Source organism: Rhizobium sp. X9 (assembly GCF_018873185.1).
Lineage (GTDB): Bacteria > Pseudomonadota > Alphaproteobacteria > Rhizobiales > Rhizobiaceae > Agrobacterium > Agrobacterium oryzihabitans.
Genome location: NZ_CP071312.1, coordinates 1,904,119 through 1,926,395 on the forward strand (window position 1 = coordinate 1,904,119; position 22,277 = coordinate 1,926,395).

Genomic DNA, 22,277 nt, shown 5'->3' on the forward strand with positions numbered 1-22,277 from the left:
GTAGCGTGGAGCTTAAGCGCTTTGCGCACCTAGTCCCATCCTGGGGCGCAACAAAAGCAGGAAAATCGGCGCGCCGATGACCGCGGTAACAATGCCTGCGGGTAGTTCGAGAGGGGCGATGACGCTGCGTCCTGCAAGATCTGCGAAGACCATCAGCAAGGCACCGATCACCATTGCCACCGGCAGGCTGCGTGCGTGTCGTGATCCGACCAGAAGCCGTGCGGCGTGCGGGGAGAGGAGGCCGACAAAACTGACGGCTCCGATGGACGAGACGGCAACGGCGACGGCGCAGGCGGAATAGAGGATGGCCCATGTTCGGGCCCTGTCCGTTACCAGGCCGAGCGATCGCGCTTTTTCGTCTCCCAGCGAAAGCGTGTCCAGGTGGCGGGTACACAGGATGCCGATTGTTACCAAAATGACGGCCCACGGCAAAAGGACGAGAACATCTGCGTAACCGCGTCCATGTGTTGAGCCCGTCAGCCAGGAAAGTGCCTGTGCCGTCTGCAATCGCGCTTCGACAACGACGATGGTTCCGGCTGCGCCAAAACTTGCCGCGATGGCAACGCCTGCCAGAATAAGTCTTTCCGGTGCATTTTTAGGCCCGAAAAACCGCAGGAGGAGAACGGCGGAAAGGGCGCCGATGAGCGTCGCCATCTGGAAAATCAACGTTCCGGGCACCAAGCCGGATAAAAGGCCGACCAAGCTGAATAATGCGGCTCCCTGCGTGAGACCGAGCGTTTCAGGGCTGCAAAGCGGATTGCGCGTCACGGCCTGCAAGACAGTGCCGGCTGCCGCCAGCAGGGCGCCGCAGCCAAGTGCTACAAGTAGGCGCGGAGCCCGGATGTCGAGGTTCGCCGAAATGTCCGTCATTGACAGGGAGACACCATCGCCAATCGCCAGCGCTGCGCCGATACCTGCCAGCGAAGTTGCCGTCAAAATCGTGATCAGCAGGGGAAGGGAAGGGAGCCGAAGCGCCGAAGGCGAGCCGATGCGCCGCTCTGCCCCCAATCTCGAGGTCCGCAGCAGAAGCAGCATGACCGGCGCTCCAAAGCAGGCGACGATGATGCCGGTGGGGACAATGGTACCGTTGGTGCCGAAAAGCTGTGCGATGACATCGGCAAGAAGCAGCGTATTTGCTCCCCAGATCAGTGAGAGAGGCAAATGAAAGCGGTGCCTGATGATGCCCAGCGCCCGAAGAATGTTCGGGATTGCGAGCCCTATGAAACCAATTGGGCCTGCAAGCGTAACCGCAGCGCCGGACAGTACAACGCCGGCAAAGATGCCCGATAACGTAACGCTTCGCGTCAGCCCGAGGCTCGCCGATGCCTGATCGCCGAGGCCGAGCAGGTCGAGCGGCCGCGCAAGCGCCATCAGCACCAGAAAAGACAAAAGAATGGCCGGGCCGGCAACCATGACTTTCGACCATCCGGTCTGGTCAAGAATACCGGAAGACCAGTGCACCAGACCGGAAGCCCTGTCGTCGGCGAGAAGGACGATTGCGGAAGAGATTGCGGCAAAGCAGAGGGAAATCGCAACGCCCGCGAGAGCCAGCCGTCCCGGCGGAGCGCGGAACCCGCCGGCCAGCGCGATGCAGGCCGCGGCTCCTGCCAGGCCGCCCAATGTCGTTGCCATGATCGGCGGCATGGCTATCGGCAGCAACAATGTGGATATGACCAAAACGAGCTGTGCGCCGCTGGTGACGGACAGAATATCCGGCGCAGCCAGGGGATTTCTGAGCACGCTTTGGAAAACCGAGCCTGCCAGGGCCAGGGCGGCTCCGGTCAGGATCGCCGCAACCACGCGTGGAGCACGGCTCGTTTCCAGAATGGCCTGGGCCAGCGTGGCGGGGCGTGTCGTGAAGGCAAATATGTCGTGCCAGCCGACCAGCTTGCTTCCCAGACGCATGTCGAGTGCTGCCAGGACGAACAGAAGCAATATGCCAGCGGGCAAGAGAAGCGCCGAGGTGAGACGGTGCGAGCCGGCAGACGGTAGCGACATTTTCATTCGGATGCCTGATGATCGCGCGGGCTGCCGGCAGCGCCGATCCAGTCGATCAGGCAATAGGCACGGTCGGCACCGCCAGGATGCGCAACCAGTTCAACCTTGCAGCCAAACGCCAGTTGCAGCAGGTCGGCTGTCAGCACCTGCCTTGCGGGACCGGTGGTGAGCACTTCCCCCTTGCGCATCAATATTACATCATCGGCGATATCCATGACCTGATTGAGATCGTGAAGCACGGCGATGATCGTGAGGCCTTCCGTCCGGTTGAGCTGTCTCAGCAATGTCAGCAGTTCAGCCTGATGGCGGATATCGAGAAAACTGGTCGGCTCGTCCAGAAAAAGTACGCTCGGTTGCTGCGCCAGTGCCATGGCGACCCAGGCACGCTGTCTTTCGCCCCCGGACAGTGTTGCAAGCTGGCGCGCGCGCAGGTGTTGCAGATCGACCCTCCGGATGGCGCGGTCGATGATGTCGCGGTCAGTGGCTGAAAGGCGTCCAAGCCAGGGACGGTGTGGGTAACGACCCTGTTCGACCAGCTCTTCGACCGTAAGACCGACCGGAATTTCAGGCGACTGCGCCATGACGGCAACCTGTCGGGCAATATCGCGGCGGCGCAATTCCGATAGCTCTCGCCCCAGGAGCTGCACCTTGCCGGCCGTCGGTATTTCCAGCCCTGCCAGGCATTTGAGAAGCGTGCTCTTTCCAGACCCGTTCGCCCCGCAGATGACGGTAACGCGCCCCATCTGCGCCTGAATGTCGACGTTGCGTAAAGCATGGGCCTGATCGTAGGCGACGCTCAAACCGCTCGCCTGCGCAGCGGGCATATCAATCTGGGTGCTGTTCAAACTGCAACCTCGCGCATCGCCTTTCGCAGCGATGACAGGCTGCGATAACCGACATCCGCTGCCGCCTCTTCAAGGCGCGCTCCTTCCGCCTGCCTGCGCATCACATGCGCCATGCGCAGGCGGCGTCGCCACTCGGCAAAACTCATGCCGGTCTGAGTGCGGAACTTTCGCGTCATGGTCCTGCGGCTCATGCCGAGATTGTCGGCCCAGTGGTCGATATCAAGGTCGATCGCCGGCGTTTCGGACAGGTCCCGGCACAAGCGCTGCAGGCGTTTGTCGCTTGGCATTGGAAGCGCGAAAGGACCCTCCTGCGCATTGGCGATCTCTTCAAGGATCAGGGCTGCCAGATGTCCACCGCGGCCATCTTCATCATAAAGCGTCGGCTGCTCTAGAAAGGATCCAACTGCCGCCGACAGGAGCACGGATGTGGAGATGACGCGCGTCGGCTCCCAGCGCAATGCCAGACCGGGTTCGGGCTCGATATAAAGCGACTGCATGGAAACACGCCCATGGGACCTCACCGCATGGGGAATATCCGGGGTAATCAGCAGACCGTATCCGCTCGGAATGATGAATGAGGTATCGGGTGTGCGAGCGGTCATGAAACCGTCGACAATCTGCAGCAGCTGGCCGCGTCGATGGCTGTGCCAGCCGAAATCGACGCTCTTTTCATATATGCGCGCCATCGCGGCCACGGGCCTTGGCACGTTTTGAAGGTCAACGGCCTTTTGTGGCTGTTTCATCGTATCTCCCAATGCAACCGGACCAGAAAAACTTGGTGTGCATTGTCATGAATGGAGCAATAGACGGACGCATTTGTTTTTTCAAAAGGAAAAGATGACCCGATTATTGGTTATTTCGCTATTTTGGTTCATTCAGGCCATTTAATGGCCCGTCTGCGATCAAGTTTGACCTGACAATGATGATAAAAAAAGTCTACTTAAGCGGCCGAATGCGGCGGGATATGGCTTTGTGGCGGAAAACTCCGAGGTCTTTACCCGCTCCGGCAGCAATCACATCACAGGTTCCGCATAATGCAACACACCGGCCTCACAACTCGCAAGCCATCTGCTTTTTCCTCCAGACGCGCGCGGCTTTTCATTCTGACGTCCGGCGTCGCATTGGGCGTGATTGCCGGACAGGCAGTGGCGTTTGCGCAGGATGCCAACGGCTCCACGCAGCTCGAGCCTATCGTGGTACAGGGAAAGGCTGCGGCCAAGGGCGCGCGCGTTGAACAGCGCGGCTACATGGCGCGGGATTCCGCTTCCGCAACGAAAACATCCACGCCCGTTGCGGAAACGCCGCAGTCGGTTTCCGTCATTACGCGTGGTGCCATGACCGATCGTGCCGTGCAGACGGTAGCGGACAGTCTGCTCTATAGCTCGAACGTCAACGGCCAGCGTTATGGCAACGACCCGCGCTCGGACTATTTTACCATTCGCGGCTTTGCCGCAGACCTTTATCTTGATGGGCTGAGGGTGCCGCAGATCGCCAACCAGACCGGCGGTTATGCGGGCTTTCGTGTGGAGCCGTATTTCCTGAACCGCGTGGAGGTCCTGCGCGGACCGAGTTCGGCACTGTTCGGCCAGACGAATGTCGGCGGTGTCGTCAACATGATCAGCAAGGACCCGAAAGATGTTGCCGGCGGCGAACTCTATACGCGTTTCGGCAGCTATAATCAGAAGGAGATCGGTTTCGATGCGACCGGTCCCATCGGTACCGATTCTGGCCTGAGCTACCGGCTGGAAGGTGTTCTTCGTGACAGCGACGCGATGAACGATTTCGGCAAGAACGACCGTGTCGCCATCAGCCCCACGGTAAAGTGGTCGCCGGACGAGGATACCAGCCTGACGGTATATGGCGCCTATATGAAGGATGATGCGGGCCAGGTGCCGTCGCTCATTCCGGCCGCAGGCAGTGTCTATGCGAACAGACTTGGACTGACGATCCCCCGCAATTTCTCCGATGGCGATCCGTCGCTTGCGATCTACGACAAGGAAACGGCCTATGTCGGATATCGTTTCGAGCACGCCTTCAGCGACGATCTCGTGCTGCGGCAGAATTTCCGCTATTCCTATCTCGACGTGAACTACCAGAACCTGTTCGGCAACGGCCTTGCCGCCAATCAGCGCACGCTTTCCCGTCTGGTCTATAATGCGCAGCCGACACTCAACGCTGCCGCACTCGATACCAATCTCGAATATAAGTTCGATACGGGTCCGGTCAGTCACACCCTGCTTGGCGGTGTCGACCTGCAATGGCAGAACCTCGTCAACGATACCGGCTCGCGTGCTGGCCCGACACTGGATCTTTTCAACCCGGTCTACAACATCGGCGTGACCCCGGCGACATTGACGACACGTCTCGACCAGACGCAGCGTCAGGTGGGCATCTACCTTCAGGATCAGATCGAGATCGGCGGCTTCAGACTGACAGCCGGCGGACGTCAGGATTATGTGGACAACGATTCCGACAGCACGGCCCTGTCCAGCGGCATCACCACACAATACAGGCGAAATCACAGTGCCTTCACCGGCAGGGTAGGGGCCGCCTATGTCTTCGACAACGGCATCATTCCTTACGCCGTCTATTCCACCTCGTTTGCCCCGGTCCTGACGCTTGCGGCAGATCCGCTGAAGCCCACGACGGGCGAATTGAAGGAAGTGGGCGTCAAATACGCGCCTGAGGGAGAGGACTTCAGCCTCACGCTTTCCGGTTTCGAGGCGACCCAGCAAAACGTGGTAAACCGCATTGCGGGCATCTATTATCAGACCGACGAAGTGCGTGTCCGCGGTATTGAACTCGAGGCGAACGCGACGCTCTGGGATCGCGTCAATCTGACGGCTGCGGCCAGCTGGCAGGACCCGGAAGTTACGCGGAGCGAAACGGCAACGCAGGTCGGCAAGATGCCCTATACGGTTCCAAAGCAGCAGCAGTCGCTCTTCGTCAGCTATGACGTTCCGATGCCGGATGCCTGGGATGGGAAGTTGACCCTGGGCGTCGGTGCGCGTCACGTCGGCAAGACGGCGGGGGATACGGCGAATTCATTCTTCGTGCCGGGTTACACATTGGTGGATGCCTTCGCGCGTTATGAACATGATCGCTACTCTTTCCAGCTCAATGGTTATAATCTTGGCGACAAGACCTATGTCGCCGGCTGCAACACGACCACACAGTGCTATTACGGTCAGGGATTGACCGTGGTCGGCACGGTGAGCGTCAAATGGTAACAGCAATTCGCAGACGATCGTTCATAACCGGCGTGGTGGCTCTGGCCAGCACGCCGAAATCGTTTGCGGCGCCTGTGCCGAGGCGTATCGTTACCCTCGAATGGACCGCCACTGAAATTGCGCTCTCCCTTGGAATTCCGCCGGTTGGATGTGCGGAGCCTTCCGGTTACCGCGCCTGGGTGAATGTCGAGAACGACCGGCTTGGTGATGTTGTCGATGTCGGGCGGCGGCAGCAGCCGAGCCTTGAAGCCATTCGCAGGCTGCAGCCAGATCTCATCCTGTCTTCCCGTTTCCGCCATGCATCACTCGCTTCAGCGCTCGGCGATATCGCGCCGACCCATCTGATTGACGATCAGGCTGCCGACGGCGACATGCTGGCGGCCGTCTATCGCAGCGTCACTCAGGCCGGGGCGGCACTTGCCCGGGCGGATGAAGCCGCCGCACTGCTGGCCCGGTTTGATGAGAGCATGGAGATTTTGAAGACCCGGCTCGGCAGCACGGTTTCGGGGCGGGAGCTGATCGTGGCCCAGCCCCTGCCGGGTGTGCCGCGTCTGCGGATATTCGCTCCCAACTCGGCCATCGCCGGATTGTTGCAGAGGATAGGGTTTACGGCCGCCACGGACCTGCCGCCGCAACCATTCGGTTTTACGACGATCGACCTCGAAGGGCTCGCCGCACTGGATGGTCAGTGCACCCTGTTCATACTGTCGGAGTCGATACCGGACGACCTCCGCAACGCCGCACTTTGGCCGGTACTCCCGATCGTCGCGCAAGGCAATGTCATGGTGGCAGGCGCCACGACCTGGCCATTCGGCTCGACGGCGTCATTGCAGAAGCTGGTCGGCGAGATTACCAGTCAGTTTGATTGAAGTTGCTGGACGGCTGATGCTGCGGACGGAAAGACTGAGCTGCCTTTTTGAACAATCGACCCCTGTCGGTTCCCGTTCGCTGTTTCAGCGAAAACGACGTGGCGATCTTCTCCTTGCCGAGCTTCTGGAGCCGCGTCGCTTCGAGAGGCTACTCAGGAACTATGGTCGCCGACATGGGCGCGACCCCGTTTACGAAGCAGTCGCGAGTGAATGGTCCAAACGGTATTTTGCCTCCATTGTGAAGCCAGCGGTTGCTGCGGCGATCCTTGCCGATTGGCGTGTTCCGCTCGCGCCCGAGAAGATAAGCCTTGAGGTGAATGATGATGGTGACATCGTTTCGGTGCGCCTCTCGTCCTTTGGTGGTCCTGTTGCTGCAGCTTCACCGGAAGAGCGCTTCGACTTTCTGGTCAGGGACAATCTGGCCGTGGTCGTGAGCGCGATTGCGGATGCGAGCGGCCTTTCACGCAACGTCCTGTGGAGCAATGCCGGCAACATGTTCGAGGGAACTGCGCGCAGATGCGAAGCGCTTCTGCAATCCAGAACAAGCGGTCTGGACCATGCGTTCGGGCTTCTTGAGACAGACCTTTTGTCTGACGGCGCGCGAAACCCGCTTTGTCGGCCGGTTGTCTATCCCGTAGAAGGCGGCCAGCCCAAACGCAGGCGGCGGGTATGTTGTGTGCGTTATATTCTGGACGCGCTGGATTATTGCGCTACATGTCCTGTTCCAGAGAAATGTAAATCCAATTTCAACTGACGCTTAAAGCGTGTGCGACCGCTTGCTTTTCGAGGGATGGCGGTAAGATACGCGGCGCTCATTTTTTAACCGATCGATGCTCAATCCGATCTACCACTTTTTTACTGAAATGCGGTATCTTGTCATCCGGCCTCGGTTGGCGTACTCGAAAACCCATAAAAGACCCTGGGCCTATCAACAATACGGTTTGGTGGCGCTGCGTTTCGGCGCCATACACCTCATGACATTGGGATTGCGATGAACCTTTACTTGGATTACCTGGCTGAGATCAAAAGCAGAGAAAATCAAGGGCTCGCTCCCAAACCGATTGACGATGGCGGACTGACCGGCGAAATCATTACACTGATCAAGGATGCCGGCAGCGAGCACCGGGCAGATGCCCTCAAGTTCTTCATTTATAACACCTTGCCCGGCACCACGAGCGCTGCGGGTGTGAAGGCTGCCTTCCTGAAGCAGATTATTCTGGGCGAAACGGTGGTCCCGGAGATCACGCCGACTTTCGCACTCGAACTGCTGTCGCATATGAAGGGCGGCCCGTCCGTCGAAGTGCTGCTCGATGTAGCGCTTGGCAATGACGCGACACTGGCCGCGCAGGCGGGTGACGTGCTGAAGACGCAGGTCTTCCTTTATGACGCCGACATGTTCCGGCTGCGCGATGCCTTCAAGGCCGGCAATGCCGTCGCCAGGGGCGTTCTGGAGAGCTATGCCAAGGCCGAGTTCTTCACCAAGCTTCCGGATGTCGAAGATGAAATCAAGGTCGTGACCTTCATCGCCGCCGAAGGCGATATCTCGACCGACCTTCTGTCCCCCGGCAACCAGGCGCATTCGCGTTCGGACCGCGAATTGCACGGCCAGTGTATGATCACGCCGGAAGCGCAGGCGGAAATCGTCGCGCTGCAAAAGCAGCATCCGGACAAGCGGGTGATGATGATCGCCGAAAAGGGCACGATGGGCGTGGGCTCGTCGCGCATGTCGGGCGTGAACAACGTGGCGCTGTGGACCGGCAAGCAGGCCAGCCCTTACGTGCCTTTCGTCAACTTCGCCCCTGTTGTTGCTGGCACCAACGGCATCTCGCCGATCTTCGCGACCACCGTCGACGTTACCGGCGGCATCGGCATCAATCTGAAGAACTGGGTGAAGAAGACCGGTGAAGACGGCAAGCCGATCCTCAACAATGACGGCAACCCGATCCTCGAGCAGAAATATTCGGTCGAGACCGGCACTGTCCTGAAGATCGACGCCAAGAACAAGAAGCTGTGCGACGAGAACGGCAAGGAACTGGTCGATGTCGCTGCCGCCTTCACGCCCCAGAAGATGGAGTTCATGAAGGCCGGCAGCTCCTACGCCATCGTCTTCGGCAAGAAGCTCCAGACATTTGCCGCCCAGACGCTCGGCGTCGAGCCGACCCCGGTCTTTGCTCCGAACAAGGAAATTTCGATCGAAGGTCAGGGCCTGACCGCTGTGGAGAAGATCTTCAACCGCAACGCCGTCGGCGTGACCCCGGGCAAGGTACTGCATGCGGGCTCCGACGTGCGCGTGACGGTCAACATCGTCGGTTCGCAGGACACCACCGGCCTGATGACCGCGCAGGAACTTGAGGCGATGGCGGCCACCGTCATCTCGCCGCTCGTGGACGGCGCCTACCAGTCGGGTTGCCACACGGCATCCGTCTGGGACAAGAAGGCCCAGGTGAACATTCCGAAACTCATGTCTTTCATGAACAATTTCGGCGTTATCACCGCCCGCGACCCGAAGGGCGTCTATCATTCGATGACCGACGTGATCCATAAGGTGCTGAACGACATCACCGTGGATGACTGGGCAATCATCATCGGCGGAGACAGCCATACCCGCATGTCCAAGGGTGTGGCCTTCGGTGCAGACTCCGGCACTGTGGCCCTGGCGCTCGCCACCGGCGAGGCAACGATGCCGATCCCGCAATCGGTCAAGGTGACCTTCAAGGGCACGATGCGTCCTCACATGGATTTCCGCGACGTGGTCCATGCGACCCAGGCGCAGATGCTCCAGCAATGTGGCGACAACGTCTTCCAGGGACGCATCATCGAAGTCCATATCGGCACGCTGCTCGCCGATCAGGCCTTCACCTTCACCGACTGGACAGCCGAGATGAAGGCCAAGGCCTCGATCTGTATTTCGCAGGACGATACGCTGATCGAATCGCTGGAAATCGCCAAGTCGCGCATCCAGATCATGATCGACAAGGGCATGGACAATGCCGTCGGCACGCTGAAGGGCCTGATTGCCAAGGCGGATGCCCGCATCGCCGAAATCCGCTCGGGCGAAAAGCCCGCACTGACCCCCGATGCCAACGCGAAATATTTCGCCGAGGTCGTCGTGGATCTGGACGTGATCAATGAGCCGATGATCGCGGACCCCGATGTGAACAATGCCGATGTCTCCCGGCGCTATACTCACGACACGATCCGCCCGGTTTCCTATTATGGCGGCACCAAGAAGGTGGACCTCGGTTTCGTGGGCTCGTGCATGGTGCATAAGGGCGACATGAAGATTGTCGCGCAAATGCTCAAGAACATCGAAAAAACCGAAGGCAAGGTCGAGTTCAAGGCGCCGCTGGTCGTCGCCGCGCCGACCTACAACATCATCGATGAGCTGAAGGCCGAAGGCGATTGGGAAATCCTGCAGAAATATTCGGGCTTCGAGTTCGATGATCTGAAGCCGAAGACCACCAACCGCACCGAGTATGAGAATATCCTCTATCTCGAGCGTCCGGGCTGCAACCTGTGCATGGGCAACCAGGAAAAGGCGGAGAAGGGCGACACGGTTCTCGCCACCTCAACCCGCCTGTTCCAGGGCCGCGTCGTTGAAGACACCGCCGAGAAGAAGGGTGAATCGCTGCTGGCGTCGACCCCGGTCGTGGTGCTTTCGGCGATCCTTGGCCGCACCCCCAGCATGGACGAGTACTTGAACGCCGTCGACGGAATAGACCTGACAAAGTTCGCTCCGCCGAAAACTACTCCGATCGATTCCCTGTCTGTCCACTACTAAGGGCCAGATCCTCGAATATTGTGCATCGCGAAGACGCCGCCTTCGCGGTGCACTGTAAAGTCATCTGAATCCTTCAGACTCGATTGCCTTGAAGGGTTCGGGTTACTGTCAAATAGTTGCGAAACGCACTTATCAACGAGAAATTGCGCCGACACATAACTTCTGATTAATACGCCTGCGGCAGAATAGCAGTGATATTACTATTCTCGATTAAACGCCTGTGCGGCAAGAAGCGGCGATTATGCCTCAGATACGTTCATTTATTGCGGACGATCTTGTGTCCGTGGCCGACATGTTTCACCGTGTCCTGCGGAAGAAAGATGGCGCCGCGACGGATGACCTGACTTCATATTTGCGCGCGCTTTTCCTCGATACTTCAAACACAAACCCGGATATTTGCTCCAAGGTCTATGTGCTCGACGACGGGCGCGTATCCGGTTTTATGGGCGTATTGCCCATGGCGATGGAGCTCAATGGCAGGATCATAAACGCCGCGGTGTGCTCTTCCTTTGTCGCTGAAGACCGCGAAACCGATCCGTTTGCCGGAGCCCGTCTCTTGCGCGAGGTTCTTGCGGGTCCCCAGGACCTGACATTCGGTGAGACGATCAACGATGTTTCCACCGAAATGTGGAAGACGATGCGCGGCCATCTGCTGTCCGCCTACAGTCTGGACTGGCTGCGGATTTTGCGCCCGGCGTCCTTGGGAGCCGAGCTCGCCGCTACGCGCTTTTCCAGCGCTTTCCGCGCGCTGACGCCGTTGAGTATGATGATCGACCGGGCCATTTCGGCAAGAGGCCACGGGCGGGCCTTGTCCTATTATGCATCGCATCCAGACAAGGTGGACAGCTTTACCGACGACGAGGCAAGCGATGCCGAATTCGCGCATCTGGCGCGTGAACTTGTCGGGCAGTTTTCGCTCCGCCCGGTGTGGAGCGAGGAAAGCCTGATGACCATGCTCCAGCATGCCAGACGCAAGCGTCTGCATGGTGAGCCGGTGCAGCGTATCGTGAGAGCCCGCGGCGGCAGGGCGGTGGGGCTGTTTCTCTATCACGGCAATCCGAAGGGCATAGGTCGCACGTTGCAGGTCATGGCTCTGCCGGGGCAGGAGCAGATCGTCATCGACCGCTTGATCCGTAACGCCTATGAGCGCGGTCTCGTTGCTATAAGGGGCCGCACCCAGCCGGCGATTCTTCAGGCGATGATCGGCAAGAAATGTTCGTTTCTCCATGCGGCGTCCACCATCGTGCATTCCCGCGACGCGGAGCTCATCAAATCCGCGACGGATGGAAAAGCATTCTTCAACGGTTTCTCCGGCGAAAGCTGGACGCGCCTCATCGGCGACAGTTTCGATCAGGCGGGCGAGTAAATGTGCGGAATTGCCGGATTTTACAGACATGACATGCCTGCCGATCGCGCAAATGAGCGCCTCGCGCTGATGGCTTCGTGCCTTAAGCATCGTGGTCCGGATGCGCATGGCAGCCTGCTGCGCGGTGATGTCGGGCTTGCCCATGCCCGGTTGGCCATTGTCGGCATTGCCGATGGCGCGCAACCGATGCGCACGGTGGAGGACGATCTCGCCGTTTCATTTAACGGCGAAATCTTCAATCACGTCGAACTGCGCGAAACACTGTCCGCGCGTGGTCACAAGTTCCGTACGCATTCGGACACCGAAGTCATCCTGCATCTCTATCGCGACAAGGGGCTGGATTGCCTCAGCGAGTTCAACGGCGATTTCGCCTTCGCCCTGCACGATGCCCGAAACGACACATTGCTGCTGGCCCGCGACCGGATGGGTGTCCGGCCGCTTTATTATACCTGGCATGAAGGCACGTTTTATTTCGCATCCGAGATGGCGGCGCTTCTGGCCTTGCCGGGAATGACCGCCGAAATCGATCCGGTTGCGCTGGATCAGATTTTCACATTCTGGTTCCCGCTGCCGCCGCGCACCGCCTTTCGCGGCATCCACGAGTTGCCGCCCGGCCATATGATGATCCTGTGCGACGGCGCATCCACCGTGCGGCGCTGGTGGCAGCTTTCCTATCCAGACGGCAAGGACGCTGCACCGTCGGCAGGCTTCGATGACCAAGTGGAGGAACTGACGGCGCTTCTGGCCGACGCAACGCGCATCCGGCTTCGCGCCGACGTGCCGGTCGGCTCCTATCTGTCGGGTGGGCTGGACTCCTCACTCGTTTCCGCCCTTGCTGCCCAAAACGTCCGCCAGGGTCTGCGCACCTTCTCGCTGGCGTTCGAAAGTGCTGAGCACGACGAACGTATCTGGCAGAAGGCGATGAGCGAGTATCTTGGCGTCGCATCCGAAACCACCGAGTGCTCGACTGAGGACATTGCGCAATACCTGCCTCAGGTCATGGAGCATGTGCAGACGCCCATCCTTCGCACCGCGCCCGTTCCGCTTTATCTGCTTTCCCGGCACGTACGCGACAGGGGCATGAAGGTGGTGCTGACCGGCGAGGGTGCTGACGAGCTGTTTGCCGGCTATGACATTTTTCGCGAGGCGCGGGTAAGGCGGTTTTGCAGCCGCCAGCCGCAATCTTCTCGCCGTCCCAAACTGTTCCAGCGGCTTTACCCCTATCTGCCTGGGCTGAAACAGCAGACACCGGATTATCTGGCCCGGTTTTTCTCCTTCGGCGCGGAAGCGACCGACGAGCCGCTGTTTTCCCACCGGCCTCGCCTGCGCTCAACGGCGGCGGCGAAAATCTTCTTTTCCGCCGGTTTGAGGGATGAGCTGGGTGACTATGACGCGGCGGCCGATCTCGCGGCGCAGCTGCCGGAGGATTTCCGTCGCTGGCACCCGCTGCATCAGGCCCAATATCTCGAAACCGCATTCCTTTTGCCCGGCTATATTCTTTCCAGCCAGGGCGACCGGGTGATGATGGCCAACGGGGTGGAAGGCCGATTTCCGTTCCTTGATCCCCGCGTTGTGGACTTTGCCGCCGCGCTCCCGCCGGAGGCGAAACTGCGCGGTCTCAAGGAAAAATATATCCTCAAGCAGGCAGCAACCGAGCTGGTGCCGGATGTTATCCTCAACCGGCCCAAACAGCCCTATCGCGCGCCGGATGCGGAAGCTTTTGCGGATGCCGGCTATCTCGACACCGTGCTTTCTGCCGATAAACTCAAGACCGCCGGCCTGTTCAACGCCCAGGCGGTCGAAAAGCTGAAAACCAAGGTGCGTCAAAAACAGGCGACCGGCTTTCGCGACAACGCCGCCTTCGTCGGAATATTGTCGACGCAGCTTATACATGCCGCCACGACTTCGAATGCCTCAACACCATCGCAAAACATTGAAGGAAGCTCCATATGACGACTGAAAGTACCGGAACGAAAGCCGAAATTCGCGGTTTCATTGTCGAAAACTTTCTGTTCGGCGACGAAAGCCGGCCGTTTGGTGACGATCTTTCGTTGATCGACAATGACATGGTCGATTCCACCGGAATTCTCGAATTGGTAAGCTTCATCGAGGAACGCTACGGCGTCCGCGTTGCCGATGCCGATATCGTGCCGGCCAATCTCGATACGATCGACAACATCGCGGCCTTCATCGGCCGCATGAAGACCGCCTGACAATTTCGGGAAGCGCCAATTGCGTATCGACCACTATCTGCATCGAAGTGCGGAGCGCCATGCCGGCAAGACGGCGCTGGTGGCTGGTGAGACGCGCCTGAATTACGCTGAGTTGAAGACGATGAGCGAGGCTTTCGCCGCCGCTCTGATCGTCCGCGGTGCAACTCCGGGTGACCGTGTCGTCCTTTTGATGGACAATGGCTGGCGCATGGCGGTGGCGATTTTCGGTTGCTGGATGGCGGGCGCCGTCGTCTGCCCGGTCAATCCGTCGACAAAGGAAGCCCGTCTTTCTCAAATTCTGGACAGCTCCACGCCCTTTGCCGTGGTTGCGGAGGCACGTCTTGAGAAGATGGTTTCGGATACCGCCGGTTCATCCGAACTGTTGCGCATCGTGTCCGGCGTTTCGAACCCTTCTGGCGATGGTGTCGATTTTGACGCGTTGCTGGAACAAGCTCACGTCGCGCTGCCGCAGAATTTGCCCGAAACCGATCTGGCGGTGATCATCTACACATCGGGTTCCACCGGCGAGCCGAAGGGTGTGATGCTGGCGCATGACAATCTCGACGCGGCCGTCGGTTCGATCACCTCCTATCTCGGCAATACCTCGGACGATATCCTTCTTGGCGTCTTGCCTCTTTCATTCGGATATGGCCTCAACCAGTTGCTTTCCAGCGTCTTTGTTGGCGGTACGCTGGTGATCGAAAAATCCTTCGCCTATCCGCATCTGATTTTCGAGCGTATCCGCGAAGAACGGATTACCGGTTTCGCGCTGGTGCCGACCATGCTCTCCATCATGATGCAGACGCGGGATCTGTCGCCAAATCTGTTTGAGAGCCTGCGCTACGTCACCGCCGCCGCCGCACCCCTGCCGACCGTCCATGGTGACTGGCTGCGGACGTTCCTGCCGCATGTCGGGCTGTTCCGCATGTATGGTCAGACCGAGTGCACGCGCATCAGTTTTCTGCCACCAGAAGACCTCGACAGGAAACGTGACTCGGTCGGCATCGCCATACCCGGTACTTCGACCGAGGTGGTGGACGATATGGGCGACAGCGTAGCGCCCGGCACCACCGGAGAACTCGTCGTCAGCGGACCGCATGTGATGCGCGGCTATTGGAGAAACGAGGCGGCAACGGCCCGTGCGCTTCGCACTGACGCGGCAACGGGCAGGATGCGTCTTCATACGGGCGATCTCTTTACCTGCGATGCCGAGGGCTATCTGACCTTCGTTGCCCGCAAGGACGATATCATCAAGTCACGCGGTGAAAAGGTTGCGCCGCAGGCGGTCGAAGCCGTGCTGCAAACCATGCCGGGCGTATCCGACGCTCTGGTCATCGGCGTTGCGCATGAGGTTTTCGGCCAGGCGATCAAGGCAATCGTCATCGCTCCTGGCGCGGCGATCACCGAAAAAGACGTCATGCGTCATTGTGCCCGGCATCTGGAAGTCCATATGGTGCCGACAATAGTTGAATTTCGCGATTTCCTGCCGACGACGGATACCGGCAAGGTCAGCCGTCGCCTTGCTGCTCAAGATACGGAGAACAATCGATGACGAACAACGCACACAGCATGCCTTTCTCGCCGCTTGAACTCGATGCGGCGGCGGAGGTCGAACGCATCGCCGAAAAAATCCGCCGATCGCTTCGTTTCGACCTGCGCAAGCGCGGGCTGGTGCTCGGCCTTTCCGGCGGCATCGATTCCAGCGTCAGCGCAGCACTCGCGGTTCATGCGCTTGGAGCCGCAAATGTTTTTGGCCTGTTCATGCCGGAAAACGATTCCGACCCGGAAAGCCTGCGGCTGGGGCAGGCGGTAGCGACCATGCTCGGCATGGATTGTGTGCTGGAAGATATCGGCCCTTCGCTCGCCGCCATGGGTTGTTATGAAAGGCGCGACGGTTTCATCCGCGAGGTCGTTCCAGAATATGGTCCGGGCTGGACGTCCAAGATCGTCTTCGACAACGCCATGAGCACCGGCGCTTATAATATATCTTCGCTGGTCGTGCGTTCGCCCTCGGGCGAAACACGCAAGATTCGTCTCACGGCGAAAGCCTATCTGGGCATTGTGGCGGCAACGAACATGAAACAGCGTACCCGCAAGCAGTTCGAATATTATCACGCCGACCGCCTGAACTTCGCGGTGCTCGGCACCCCGAACCGGCTTGAATACGATCAGGGCTTCTTCGTGAAGAACGGCGACGGCGCAGCCGATATCAAGCCGATCGCCCATCTTTACAAATCGCAGGTCTACCAGCTCGCGGCCCACCTCGGCATTCCGCAGGAAATCCGCTCCCGCCCGCCGACCACCGATACCTATTCCATGCCGCAGACGCAGGAAGAGTTCTATTTCGCTCTGCCATACGACAAGATGGATATCTGCCTCTATGGCCTGGAAAACGACAGGCCGCCGGCCGAGATCGCCAAAGCTGCCGGCCTCAGCGAGGACAATGTCCGGTTCGTCTGGACCGATATCGCCGCCAAGCGAAAGGTGGCGCATTATCTGCACCATGCGCCCATCCATCTGCATGAGGGTGTTCAGGGGAAACCCTGAGACGCTTCATCTGGCCGGGCGCTGAGCGTGCGTCCTCAATAACTCACCGTCACAACAACGGTATCCGAGTAAGTTCCCGGCGCCGGCGTATTCTGCGCCGGCACGCGTCCATAGACGGTCAGCGTCTGCGGGTTGCCCGTTCCGGTACCGGTGACTATCTGCCCGGCCGCACTTCCCCAGACATTGGTGCGGCCTGTGTCACGGTAAAGGCCGTAGGTGATCGAGGCTCCCCCAAGCACCATTTGCCGCGAAGCCGGCGGGCTGTTGCTCAGCCCGCCGTTGAGAGCAACGCTATAGGCGAGATTTGCCGTGCAGGTCAGCGAAATCGCACCGGTCGCATCGACTGCGGTACTGAGAACGCCGTGATTGCCGAAATTGATGGGTTGAGCTGTGACAAGACAGGTCGGCTCCACCACAGCCGTGACGTTGAACGGTACCTGAGTGGGGTTTTGGGTTACAGTGGAGCAACTCGGCGCAAGTAGAAGATACGATGTATAGGTGAAGCTGGTCTCGGCGCCAGCAAAGCTGGAGAGATATGGGCCCCGCGCCGCAGATGCCTGATTGGCGGCAATCCTGCCATAAACGGTACGGCTTGTATTATTCACCAGGAGGGGTAGCGCCAGATCGATCGGCGGCGGCGATCCGAGCGCAGGTTGAGCGAGGGAGCCCCAGGACGTCGTTCGCCCGGAATTTTGATATAATTGATAATTGAGCACGTTGCTGCCCTGTAGCATCCTCCGAATCCCGCCCAACTGGCCTCCACTTCCCGCATTGATGTTCGGGCAGATTCGAATGGAAAGGCCCAGCGTCAACAATGGGTTGGAACAGGTTATGTTCAGTGTCGCGGTACTGTCCACCGCACTCCCGCCTGTAAGGTTGACGAAGCCGAAATTCATATCCGACATACCGAAACTACAGCTCTGCGCCAGCACGGGAGAGGCAAAAAGAAAAGCGGAGAGGGCAAGGCCGGCACGGGTCAGCTTCGTCATTGAACGCTCCTGCATATGGCTTCGAGGGTCGTGCGGGTTTCGGCGGCATCGCCAAGAACGATCTGCGCCTCGCAATCGCCACCGGTCGGCTGCGTGATGAGAAGCCGGTGTTTTTCAGAGACATTGTCGAGATAGGCCTGTCCGTCATAGCCAACCACGAAATCGCGGCTGTCATCGATCGTGCCTGTCGATCCCGCTTCGATGAAGTCGCCGCTTTCGTTCTTCAGCGTTATGAGCGCCACGCGCCCCCCGGTTTCCACCTTGAAATCGACAACCGCCCCGCTTCCCTCCGAAGGAATGACGGTCTGCTTCGTCCGGTCGATACGCGCATCGACGGGAAGATTGCCGGGGTCGAGCGTGATCGTGTTGACATCGTAAGAATGCAGATTTGGCAGCAATATCTTGCCACGGCGGTTGGTCTGTCCGATGGGGCGGTTTTCCAGCAAGATTTCGACGCCGGGGGCACCCGCATCCACAACGGCAAAGGCATCATCGATCCGGTTGCCAAGGAAAACATCTCCCCCTGCAATCGCGATCGATCCGTCCACCTGCGCATAGGCCTGTGTGGTTCCATTGAATTGATCGACACCCGCCGCCACGCGCGCCACGCTGCCGCGATAGCTGCCCGAAGCGGAGACGATATCGCTGTTGCCCATGGAGCCACGCAAACGCCAGCCATAACTTCCCTCGGTCTGCTGCTCGGATTTTGCGATATCCGCCGTCACGGAATAGCCATCGGCATTGGATGACAAACCGACGGAGCTGGAAATACCGCCCCCGAAGGTCCAGGAAAGACCGGCGTAGACGCCATAGGAACCATCGTCTTCAAGGTCCTTGTAGGCAGTGATGAAGATATTGCCGTTTTCGCCAAACCGTCGTGTTGCGGAAAGACCGAGCAGCCGGGATTTCCTCTCATCGAAGGTTTCAAGCTGCGTGTAGGAGAAATTCAGGCTCGTCTCGTCGAAAGCTAGCTGGGTGGAAGCGGAAATCTGATCGAGGGAACGCGGGGCACGCGCGCTGAGAAGACCCGATATCCTCCTGTTTTCTGAAGTGTTTGCGGAGACGGATGCGATATCGTGGTAGTCGCCGAAGGTGCGTTGTGAGCGGGCGACGAACTGAATGCCGAGCAATTCCGCCTCGACGCTTGCCGACAATTGATAACCGCTTTCATCCTTGAAATGGCTGGTTGCGCCGGAGACCGTACCCAGTCCGAAATTGCCGAGTGTGAAGACCCCGCCAAACCCGACATTGTAGAAGTCTGCGCCGCCTTCCGCGTGGCCTTCCAGTGTCAGCTTGTCTGAAAAGCCGTAGCGGACCGTGGCCGATCCCAACAGTCTTTCATCGTAATCAAAGGACGAGGTGCCGTAGTCGCGTCGGGCAAAGCCAAGCTCGGCGGAAAAATCGACCAGCCCTTTTGCAAGCAAATCCGCCGAGGCAAAAAACGGTGTTTCCGACACGGTCTCGCGGCCAAGCGCATCACGCACCACCAGCCGCGCATTGCCCGCACCGCTGACGACGGGGAGATTGGTGATGGAAAACGGACCTTCCGGAACATCCTGCGAGATGCGGCGAATATTATCCACATAGACATCGACAGTGGATGGTACGGCTGCGGAACCGGCAAAGGCCGGCATCGGCATCGTCACGATATCTGGCCTCAGATCGAAATTTCTTCGTATTTGCAGTCCACCCAGCCGCGTCGGGCGTGTCCATGCAAGCCCGCCCGTGATCAGATCACCGGCGCGATAGGTCGTCAGCGTATCTTCATCGGAATAGCTCCAGGTGGTGTCGAGCCGTCTTGTATCGAACTGGTCGAGCTGCGAAGTGCTCAGCACCTGAGACGAGGACAATACGCCGAGTGGACCAAAGACGCGACCTTCCAGCAAGGCGGAAACGCCGTTGAACTCGGCAATATCCGACCATCTTTCGCCACCGGATGATCCGTAAATCGTGTAATTCACCAGACCTCCCAGATCGCTTGTGGCCTTGGTCTCCGCCTCTTCGTCCTCATCCCGGTCAGTTTTACCGGATGCGTCGATGAGCTTGCTGGCCCGTGCCGCCATCGGCAGCGTGAAATAGACGGACTGGCTGCTCTCGTCGTAACGTGCCGTCACATCCGGCAGTCTGGAAATATCGACCCAGCCGTCGCCGCGAACGGCACTGTCAACGGGCGTAATTCCGACATTTCTCAGCTGGACCGGCTCTATGAAAAGCGCGCCGGTGTCGTCTTGACGAAATGTAGCGATCAGTTCTGTCGAAACATCGTTGATGTAGACTTCGAGCTGCAATTGTCTCGGCTCTTCTGCGGCAAAAAGGGCCGGTGATGCCGCAGGGGGTAAATCCTGCGCCATGGAAAAACTGCTCGATGAAATGATCGTCAAACCTGCAATCGCCAAAACGGCAAGGCTATCCGCCGGTGACGCGCGCCGTCGCATTGACAGGGCCGCCTTCGCTGTCCGCCGAAATCTTCATTGTGCCGCCGGCTCGTTTTCCACCCGATGCCGGCACCACCCAGCTTGTGCCGGACTGGCCGAGCACATAGCCCACCAGCCCCTGCTGCTGGGCGACAGCCTGCCCGTTACCACCGAGCAGTTTGAGGTTGGCGATCCGCAACCGCTTCAGACCCTTGTTGGAAACCGTCACGCGATAACCATTGGCCTGCGGCGTCACCGACCACGTTGCCTCCGCATCACCGGCGGCCGCATTCGAGAAGAAAACGGGTATGGAGTGACGAACGACCAGAGTGATCGTGCCGGACGGGGATTTGCTCCTTGATGGCAATTCGTCGACGATGACGCGGTAACTTTCCTCGGCCCTGATGGGCTTTTTGGAGAGCCGGACGATGCGGATAAGGTTTTCCGCTCCCGGCTTCAGCTGCGTCATGGGCGGGCTGGCAACGACGTCCTCTGCTGCCGTTAAGACATCCTCTCCGTTTTGCTGGGTCCAGCGGAAAATTCTGACCTGAACGTTGATGGGCGTTTTTGCATCATTCCATATTCGAAGACTGGATGCCGCTGCCGGTGCCTTGAGATCAAGAATAACGGGCGAGACCCGCAAAGATGTGGCGTATGAAGGTGAAACAGACAAACCGGCAATAAACGCAGCCGCTAAGGTAAAAAGACGCATGCGCGATCCTCCCTCTGGCGATCAATAGGTAAGCGTGGCCCTTACTGTGTCCGTATAAACGCCCGGTACGGGTGTCGTCTGGGCTGGCACCCGCCCATAAACGGTAAATGTCTGTGCCGCGCCCGTTCCCGTTCCCGTCTGCCTGTCCGTGCCGATGGTATTTCCCCACAGCTGCGTGTGGCCGGAATCCCGGTACAGGGAATAGGAAACGGTCGCGCCGCTGGGGCCGGTCATCAAGCGGTTTGCAACCGTGGCGCCAGTCCCTGCTCCGGCGCTCAGCCCCAGCGAGTATGGTGTGCTTGAGGTGCATTGCACGACAATCTGGCTGGTCGCATCCACTTCAGCCGCGATGAAGCCACTATTGCCGAAATTCAGCAAAGTCGTGGAATTGATCTGGCATGCCGCCTGAATGGTGATCTGCACTGTAAAGTCTGACGTGGTGGACGTCTGCGCGACGCTTGATGCGGGCGCAGAGATCAATGCTGCAAGCAATGCGATGTGGCGTGATTTCACGAACCTCATGCTCTCTCCCCATGCCTTCGCACCGCCGATTTTCCTGGCGATCCGCAGCAAATCATCACCCGAATAGCGGGTAATAAGAATATGCTAATATTCTCTTCGATTGAGTTAACAAATCCTTAACGTCGGGACCTGAAAAACTACCGGGCGAAATGCAGTAGGAAGCACAACCATATGTGGTTTGCTTCATAGTTCATTTGTTTTGAAAAATTCCTTATAATCAATCGCTTGGTTATGGACTAACGATGTGATCAGTAGCGTGCGGAACTCTCGGATAGACGATGAGTGAAAACGCATATCCGAGAGCAAGAGTCTTGCAATCAGCCTGCGAGCATCTCCTTCAGGCAGAGTGTAACTAGCTTGTGGTCTTCGACGTCAGGCAGTCCGCTGACGCCCACCGCCCCGATCAGCGTGCCTCCACGGATGGTGAGCGGAAACGCGCCGCCGCTCGCGACGTAATCGCTCGTCGGCAGGCCAAACCGGGTGTTGAAGTCATACCCCTTCAGTTCGGATTCGAGCCGGACCTGAAGCGAGCTGCGATGAAAGCGATGAACGACGGCACATTTGCGGCGTGTCCAGCCGAAATTGTCTATGGTTGCGCCGGGCAGGAGAGTGGCGAAGACCACGTCGATACCATGCCGTATCTCAATTGCTACAGGGAGCTCCTGTGATGCCGCTCGCTGTCTTATCAGACTGCCCAGTCTCCATGCGAAATCGTAATTGAACGTGTCTAGCTGAAGTGTTGCGAGCTCTGCTCGCAGGGCGTCAAGTGAAGGCGTTTCTATTGTCATTCA

The 22,277-nt window shown here is 58.8% G+C and carries 17 protein-coding genes; 9 read left to right on the forward strand and 8 right to left on the reverse strand.

Going from position 1 to position 22,277, the window contains the following annotated elements:
* Window positions 1–12: 12 nt before the first annotated feature.
* The 3 genes from JZY08_RS23705 to JZY08_RS23715 are packed head-to-tail and all read right to left on the reverse strand — an operon-like array spanning window position 13 to window position 3,586.
* Complete coding sequence (locus JZY08_RS23705; protein ID WP_216331854.1) at window positions 13–2,004, reverse strand: iron ABC transporter permease; 1,992 nt, start codon at window positions 2,002–2,004, stop codon at window positions 13–15.
* Window positions 2,001–2,843, reverse strand: a complete 843-nt coding sequence (locus JZY08_RS23710; protein ID WP_367303912.1) for an ABC transporter ATP-binding protein — start codon at window positions 2,841–2,843, stop codon at window positions 2,001–2,003. The genes JZY08_RS23705 and JZY08_RS23710 overlap by 4 nt, the downstream gene beginning before the upstream one ends.
* Entirely contained in the window at window positions 2,840–3,586 is a 747-nt protein-coding gene (locus tag JZY08_RS23715) for a helix-turn-helix domain-containing protein (RefSeq protein ID WP_003498755.1), read from the reverse strand. Before JZY08_RS23715 ends, JZY08_RS23710 begins: the two co-directional genes overlap by 4 nt.
* 291 nt (window positions 3,587–3,877) lie before the next feature.
* Between JZY08_RS23715 and JZY08_RS23720 the strand changes: the two genes are divergently transcribed.
* From JZY08_RS23720 to nadE, 9 genes are all read left to right on the forward strand, one after another.
* Entirely contained in the window at window positions 3,878–6,073 is a 2,196-nt protein-coding gene (locus tag JZY08_RS23720) for a TonB-dependent siderophore receptor (protein ID WP_216331856.1), read from the forward strand.
* Window positions 6,067–6,942, forward strand: coding sequence for an ABC transporter substrate-binding protein (locus JZY08_RS23725; protein WP_253204103.1), 876 nt, complete (start codon window positions 6,067–6,069; stop codon window positions 6,940–6,942). Before JZY08_RS23720 ends, JZY08_RS23725 begins: the two co-directional genes overlap by 7 nt.
* A gap of 16 nt (window positions 6,943–6,958) precedes the next feature.
* Window positions 6,959–7,696 (forward strand): siderophore-iron reductase FhuF, encoded by a 738-nt coding sequence (gene fhuF, locus JZY08_RS23730; protein WP_216331858.1) that lies wholly within the window; start codon window positions 6,959–6,961, stop codon window positions 7,694–7,696.
* Between the two features lie 237 nt (window positions 7,697–7,933).
* Window positions 7,934–10,723: a bifunctional aconitate hydratase 2/2-methylisocitrate dehydratase gene (locus JZY08_RS23735; protein ID WP_216331860.1), complete on the forward strand. Its 2,790-nt coding sequence runs from the start codon at window positions 7,934–7,936 to the stop codon at window positions 10,721–10,723.
* Between the two features lie 241 nt (window positions 10,724–10,964).
* On the forward strand, window positions 10,965–12,089 hold the full coding sequence (locus JZY08_RS23740) for a hypothetical protein (protein WP_216331862.1): 1,125 nt from the start codon (window positions 10,965–10,967) through the stop codon (window positions 12,087–12,089).
* Window positions 12,090–14,042, forward strand: a complete 1,953-nt coding sequence (gene asnB / locus JZY08_RS23745) for an asparagine synthase (glutamine-hydrolyzing) (protein WP_216331864.1) — start codon at window positions 12,090–12,092, stop codon at window positions 14,040–14,042. It begins immediately after the preceding gene.
* On the forward strand, window positions 14,039–14,302 hold the full coding sequence (locus JZY08_RS23750) for an acyl carrier protein (protein WP_216331866.1): 264 nt from the start codon (window positions 14,039–14,041) through the stop codon (window positions 14,300–14,302). The genes asnB and JZY08_RS23750 overlap by 4 nt, the downstream gene beginning before the upstream one ends.
* Before the next feature lie 19 nt (window positions 14,303–14,321).
* Window positions 14,322–15,854: a class I adenylate-forming enzyme family protein gene (locus JZY08_RS23755; protein ID WP_216331869.1), complete on the forward strand. Its 1,533-nt coding sequence runs from the start codon at window positions 14,322–14,324 to the stop codon at window positions 15,852–15,854.
* Window positions 15,851–16,849 carry an NAD(+) synthase gene (nadE, locus tag JZY08_RS23760; protein WP_137039528.1) on the forward strand — a complete coding sequence of 333 codons (999 nt, stop codon included), beginning with the start codon at window positions 15,851–15,853 and terminating at the stop codon, window positions 16,847–16,849. Before JZY08_RS23755 ends, nadE begins: the two co-directional genes overlap by 4 nt.
* Before the next feature lie 35 nt (window positions 16,850–16,884).
* On the opposite strand, the gene JZY08_RS23765 is transcribed toward nadE, so the two are convergent.
* The 5 genes from JZY08_RS23765 to JZY08_RS23785 form a co-directional block, all read right to left on the reverse strand.
* Complete coding sequence (locus JZY08_RS23765) at window positions 16,885–17,838, reverse strand: spore coat U domain-containing protein (RefSeq protein ID WP_216331871.1); 954 nt, start codon at window positions 17,836–17,838, stop codon at window positions 16,885–16,887.
* Window positions 17,835–20,189 carry a fimbria/pilus outer membrane usher protein gene (locus tag JZY08_RS23770; protein WP_253204104.1) on the reverse strand — a complete coding sequence of 785 codons (2,355 nt, stop codon included), beginning with the start codon at window positions 20,187–20,189 and terminating at the stop codon, window positions 17,835–17,837. Before JZY08_RS23770 ends, JZY08_RS23765 begins: the two co-directional genes overlap by 4 nt.
* Window positions 20,190–20,244: 55 nt before the next feature.
* A complete protein-coding gene (locus tag JZY08_RS23775; RefSeq protein WP_035243103.1) occupies window positions 20,245–20,964 on the reverse strand; it encodes a molecular chaperone in 720 nt (239 codons plus the stop codon).
* Window positions 20,965–20,985: 21 nt separating this feature from the next.
* Entirely contained in the window at window positions 20,986–21,486 is a 501-nt protein-coding gene (locus JZY08_RS23780; protein ID WP_035243105.1) for a spore coat U domain-containing protein, read from the reverse strand.
* Window positions 21,487–21,803: 317 nt separating this feature from the next.
* Window positions 21,804–22,274: a heme-degrading domain-containing protein gene (locus JZY08_RS23785; RefSeq protein WP_216331873.1), complete on the reverse strand. Its 471-nt coding sequence runs from the start codon at window positions 22,272–22,274 to the stop codon at window positions 21,804–21,806.
* Window positions 22,275–22,277: the final 3 nt, after the last annotated feature.

Coding starts and splice junctions, on each gene's coding strand:
- asnB (WP_216331864.1), top strand. CDS start 12,090: ATGTGCGGAATTGCCGGATTTTACAGACATGACATGCCTGCCGATCGC.
- JZY08_RS23780 (WP_035243105.1), bottom strand. CDS start 21,486: ATGAGGTTCGTGAAATCACGCCACATCGCATTGCTTGCAGCATTGATC.
- nadE (WP_137039528.1), top strand. CDS start 15,851: ATGACGAACAACGCACACAGCATGCCTTTCTCGCCGCTTGAACTCGAT.
- fhuF (WP_216331858.1), top strand. CDS start 6,959: ATGCTGCGGACGGAAAGACTGAGCTGCCTTTTTGAACAATCGACCCCT.
- JZY08_RS23750 (WP_216331866.1), top strand. CDS start 14,039: ATGACGACTGAAAGTACCGGAACGAAAGCCGAAATTCGCGGTTTCATT.
- JZY08_RS23740 (WP_216331862.1), top strand. CDS start 10,965: ATGCCTCAGATACGTTCATTTATTGCGGACGATCTTGTGTCCGTGGCC.
- JZY08_RS23715 (WP_003498755.1), bottom strand. CDS start 3,586: ATGAAACAGCCACAAAAGGCCGTTGACCTTCAAAACGTGCCAAGGCCC.
- JZY08_RS23705 (WP_216331854.1), bottom strand. CDS start 2,004: ATGAAAATGTCGCTACCGTCTGCCGGCTCGCACCGTCTCACCTCGGCG.
- JZY08_RS23735 (WP_216331860.1), top strand. CDS start 7,934: ATGAACCTTTACTTGGATTACCTGGCTGAGATCAAAAGCAGAGAAAAT.
- JZY08_RS23770 (WP_253204104.1), bottom strand. CDS start 20,189: ATGGCGCAGGATTTACCCCCTGCGGCATCACCGGCCCTTTTTGCCGCA.
- JZY08_RS23765 (WP_216331871.1), bottom strand. CDS start 17,838: ATGACGAAGCTGACCCGTGCCGGCCTTGCCCTCTCCGCTTTTCTTTTT.
- JZY08_RS23720 (WP_216331856.1), top strand. CDS start 3,878: ATGCAACACACCGGCCTCACAACTCGCAAGCCATCTGCTTTTTCCTCC.
- JZY08_RS23775 (WP_035243103.1), bottom strand. CDS start 20,964: ATGCGTCTTTTTACCTTAGCGGCTGCGTTTATTGCCGGTTTGTCTGTT.
- JZY08_RS23785 (WP_216331873.1), bottom strand. CDS start 22,274: ATGACAATAGAAACGCCTTCACTTGACGCCCTGCGAGCAGAGCTCGCA.
- JZY08_RS23725 (WP_253204103.1), top strand. CDS start 6,067: ATGGTAACAGCAATTCGCAGACGATCGTTCATAACCGGCGTGGTGGCT.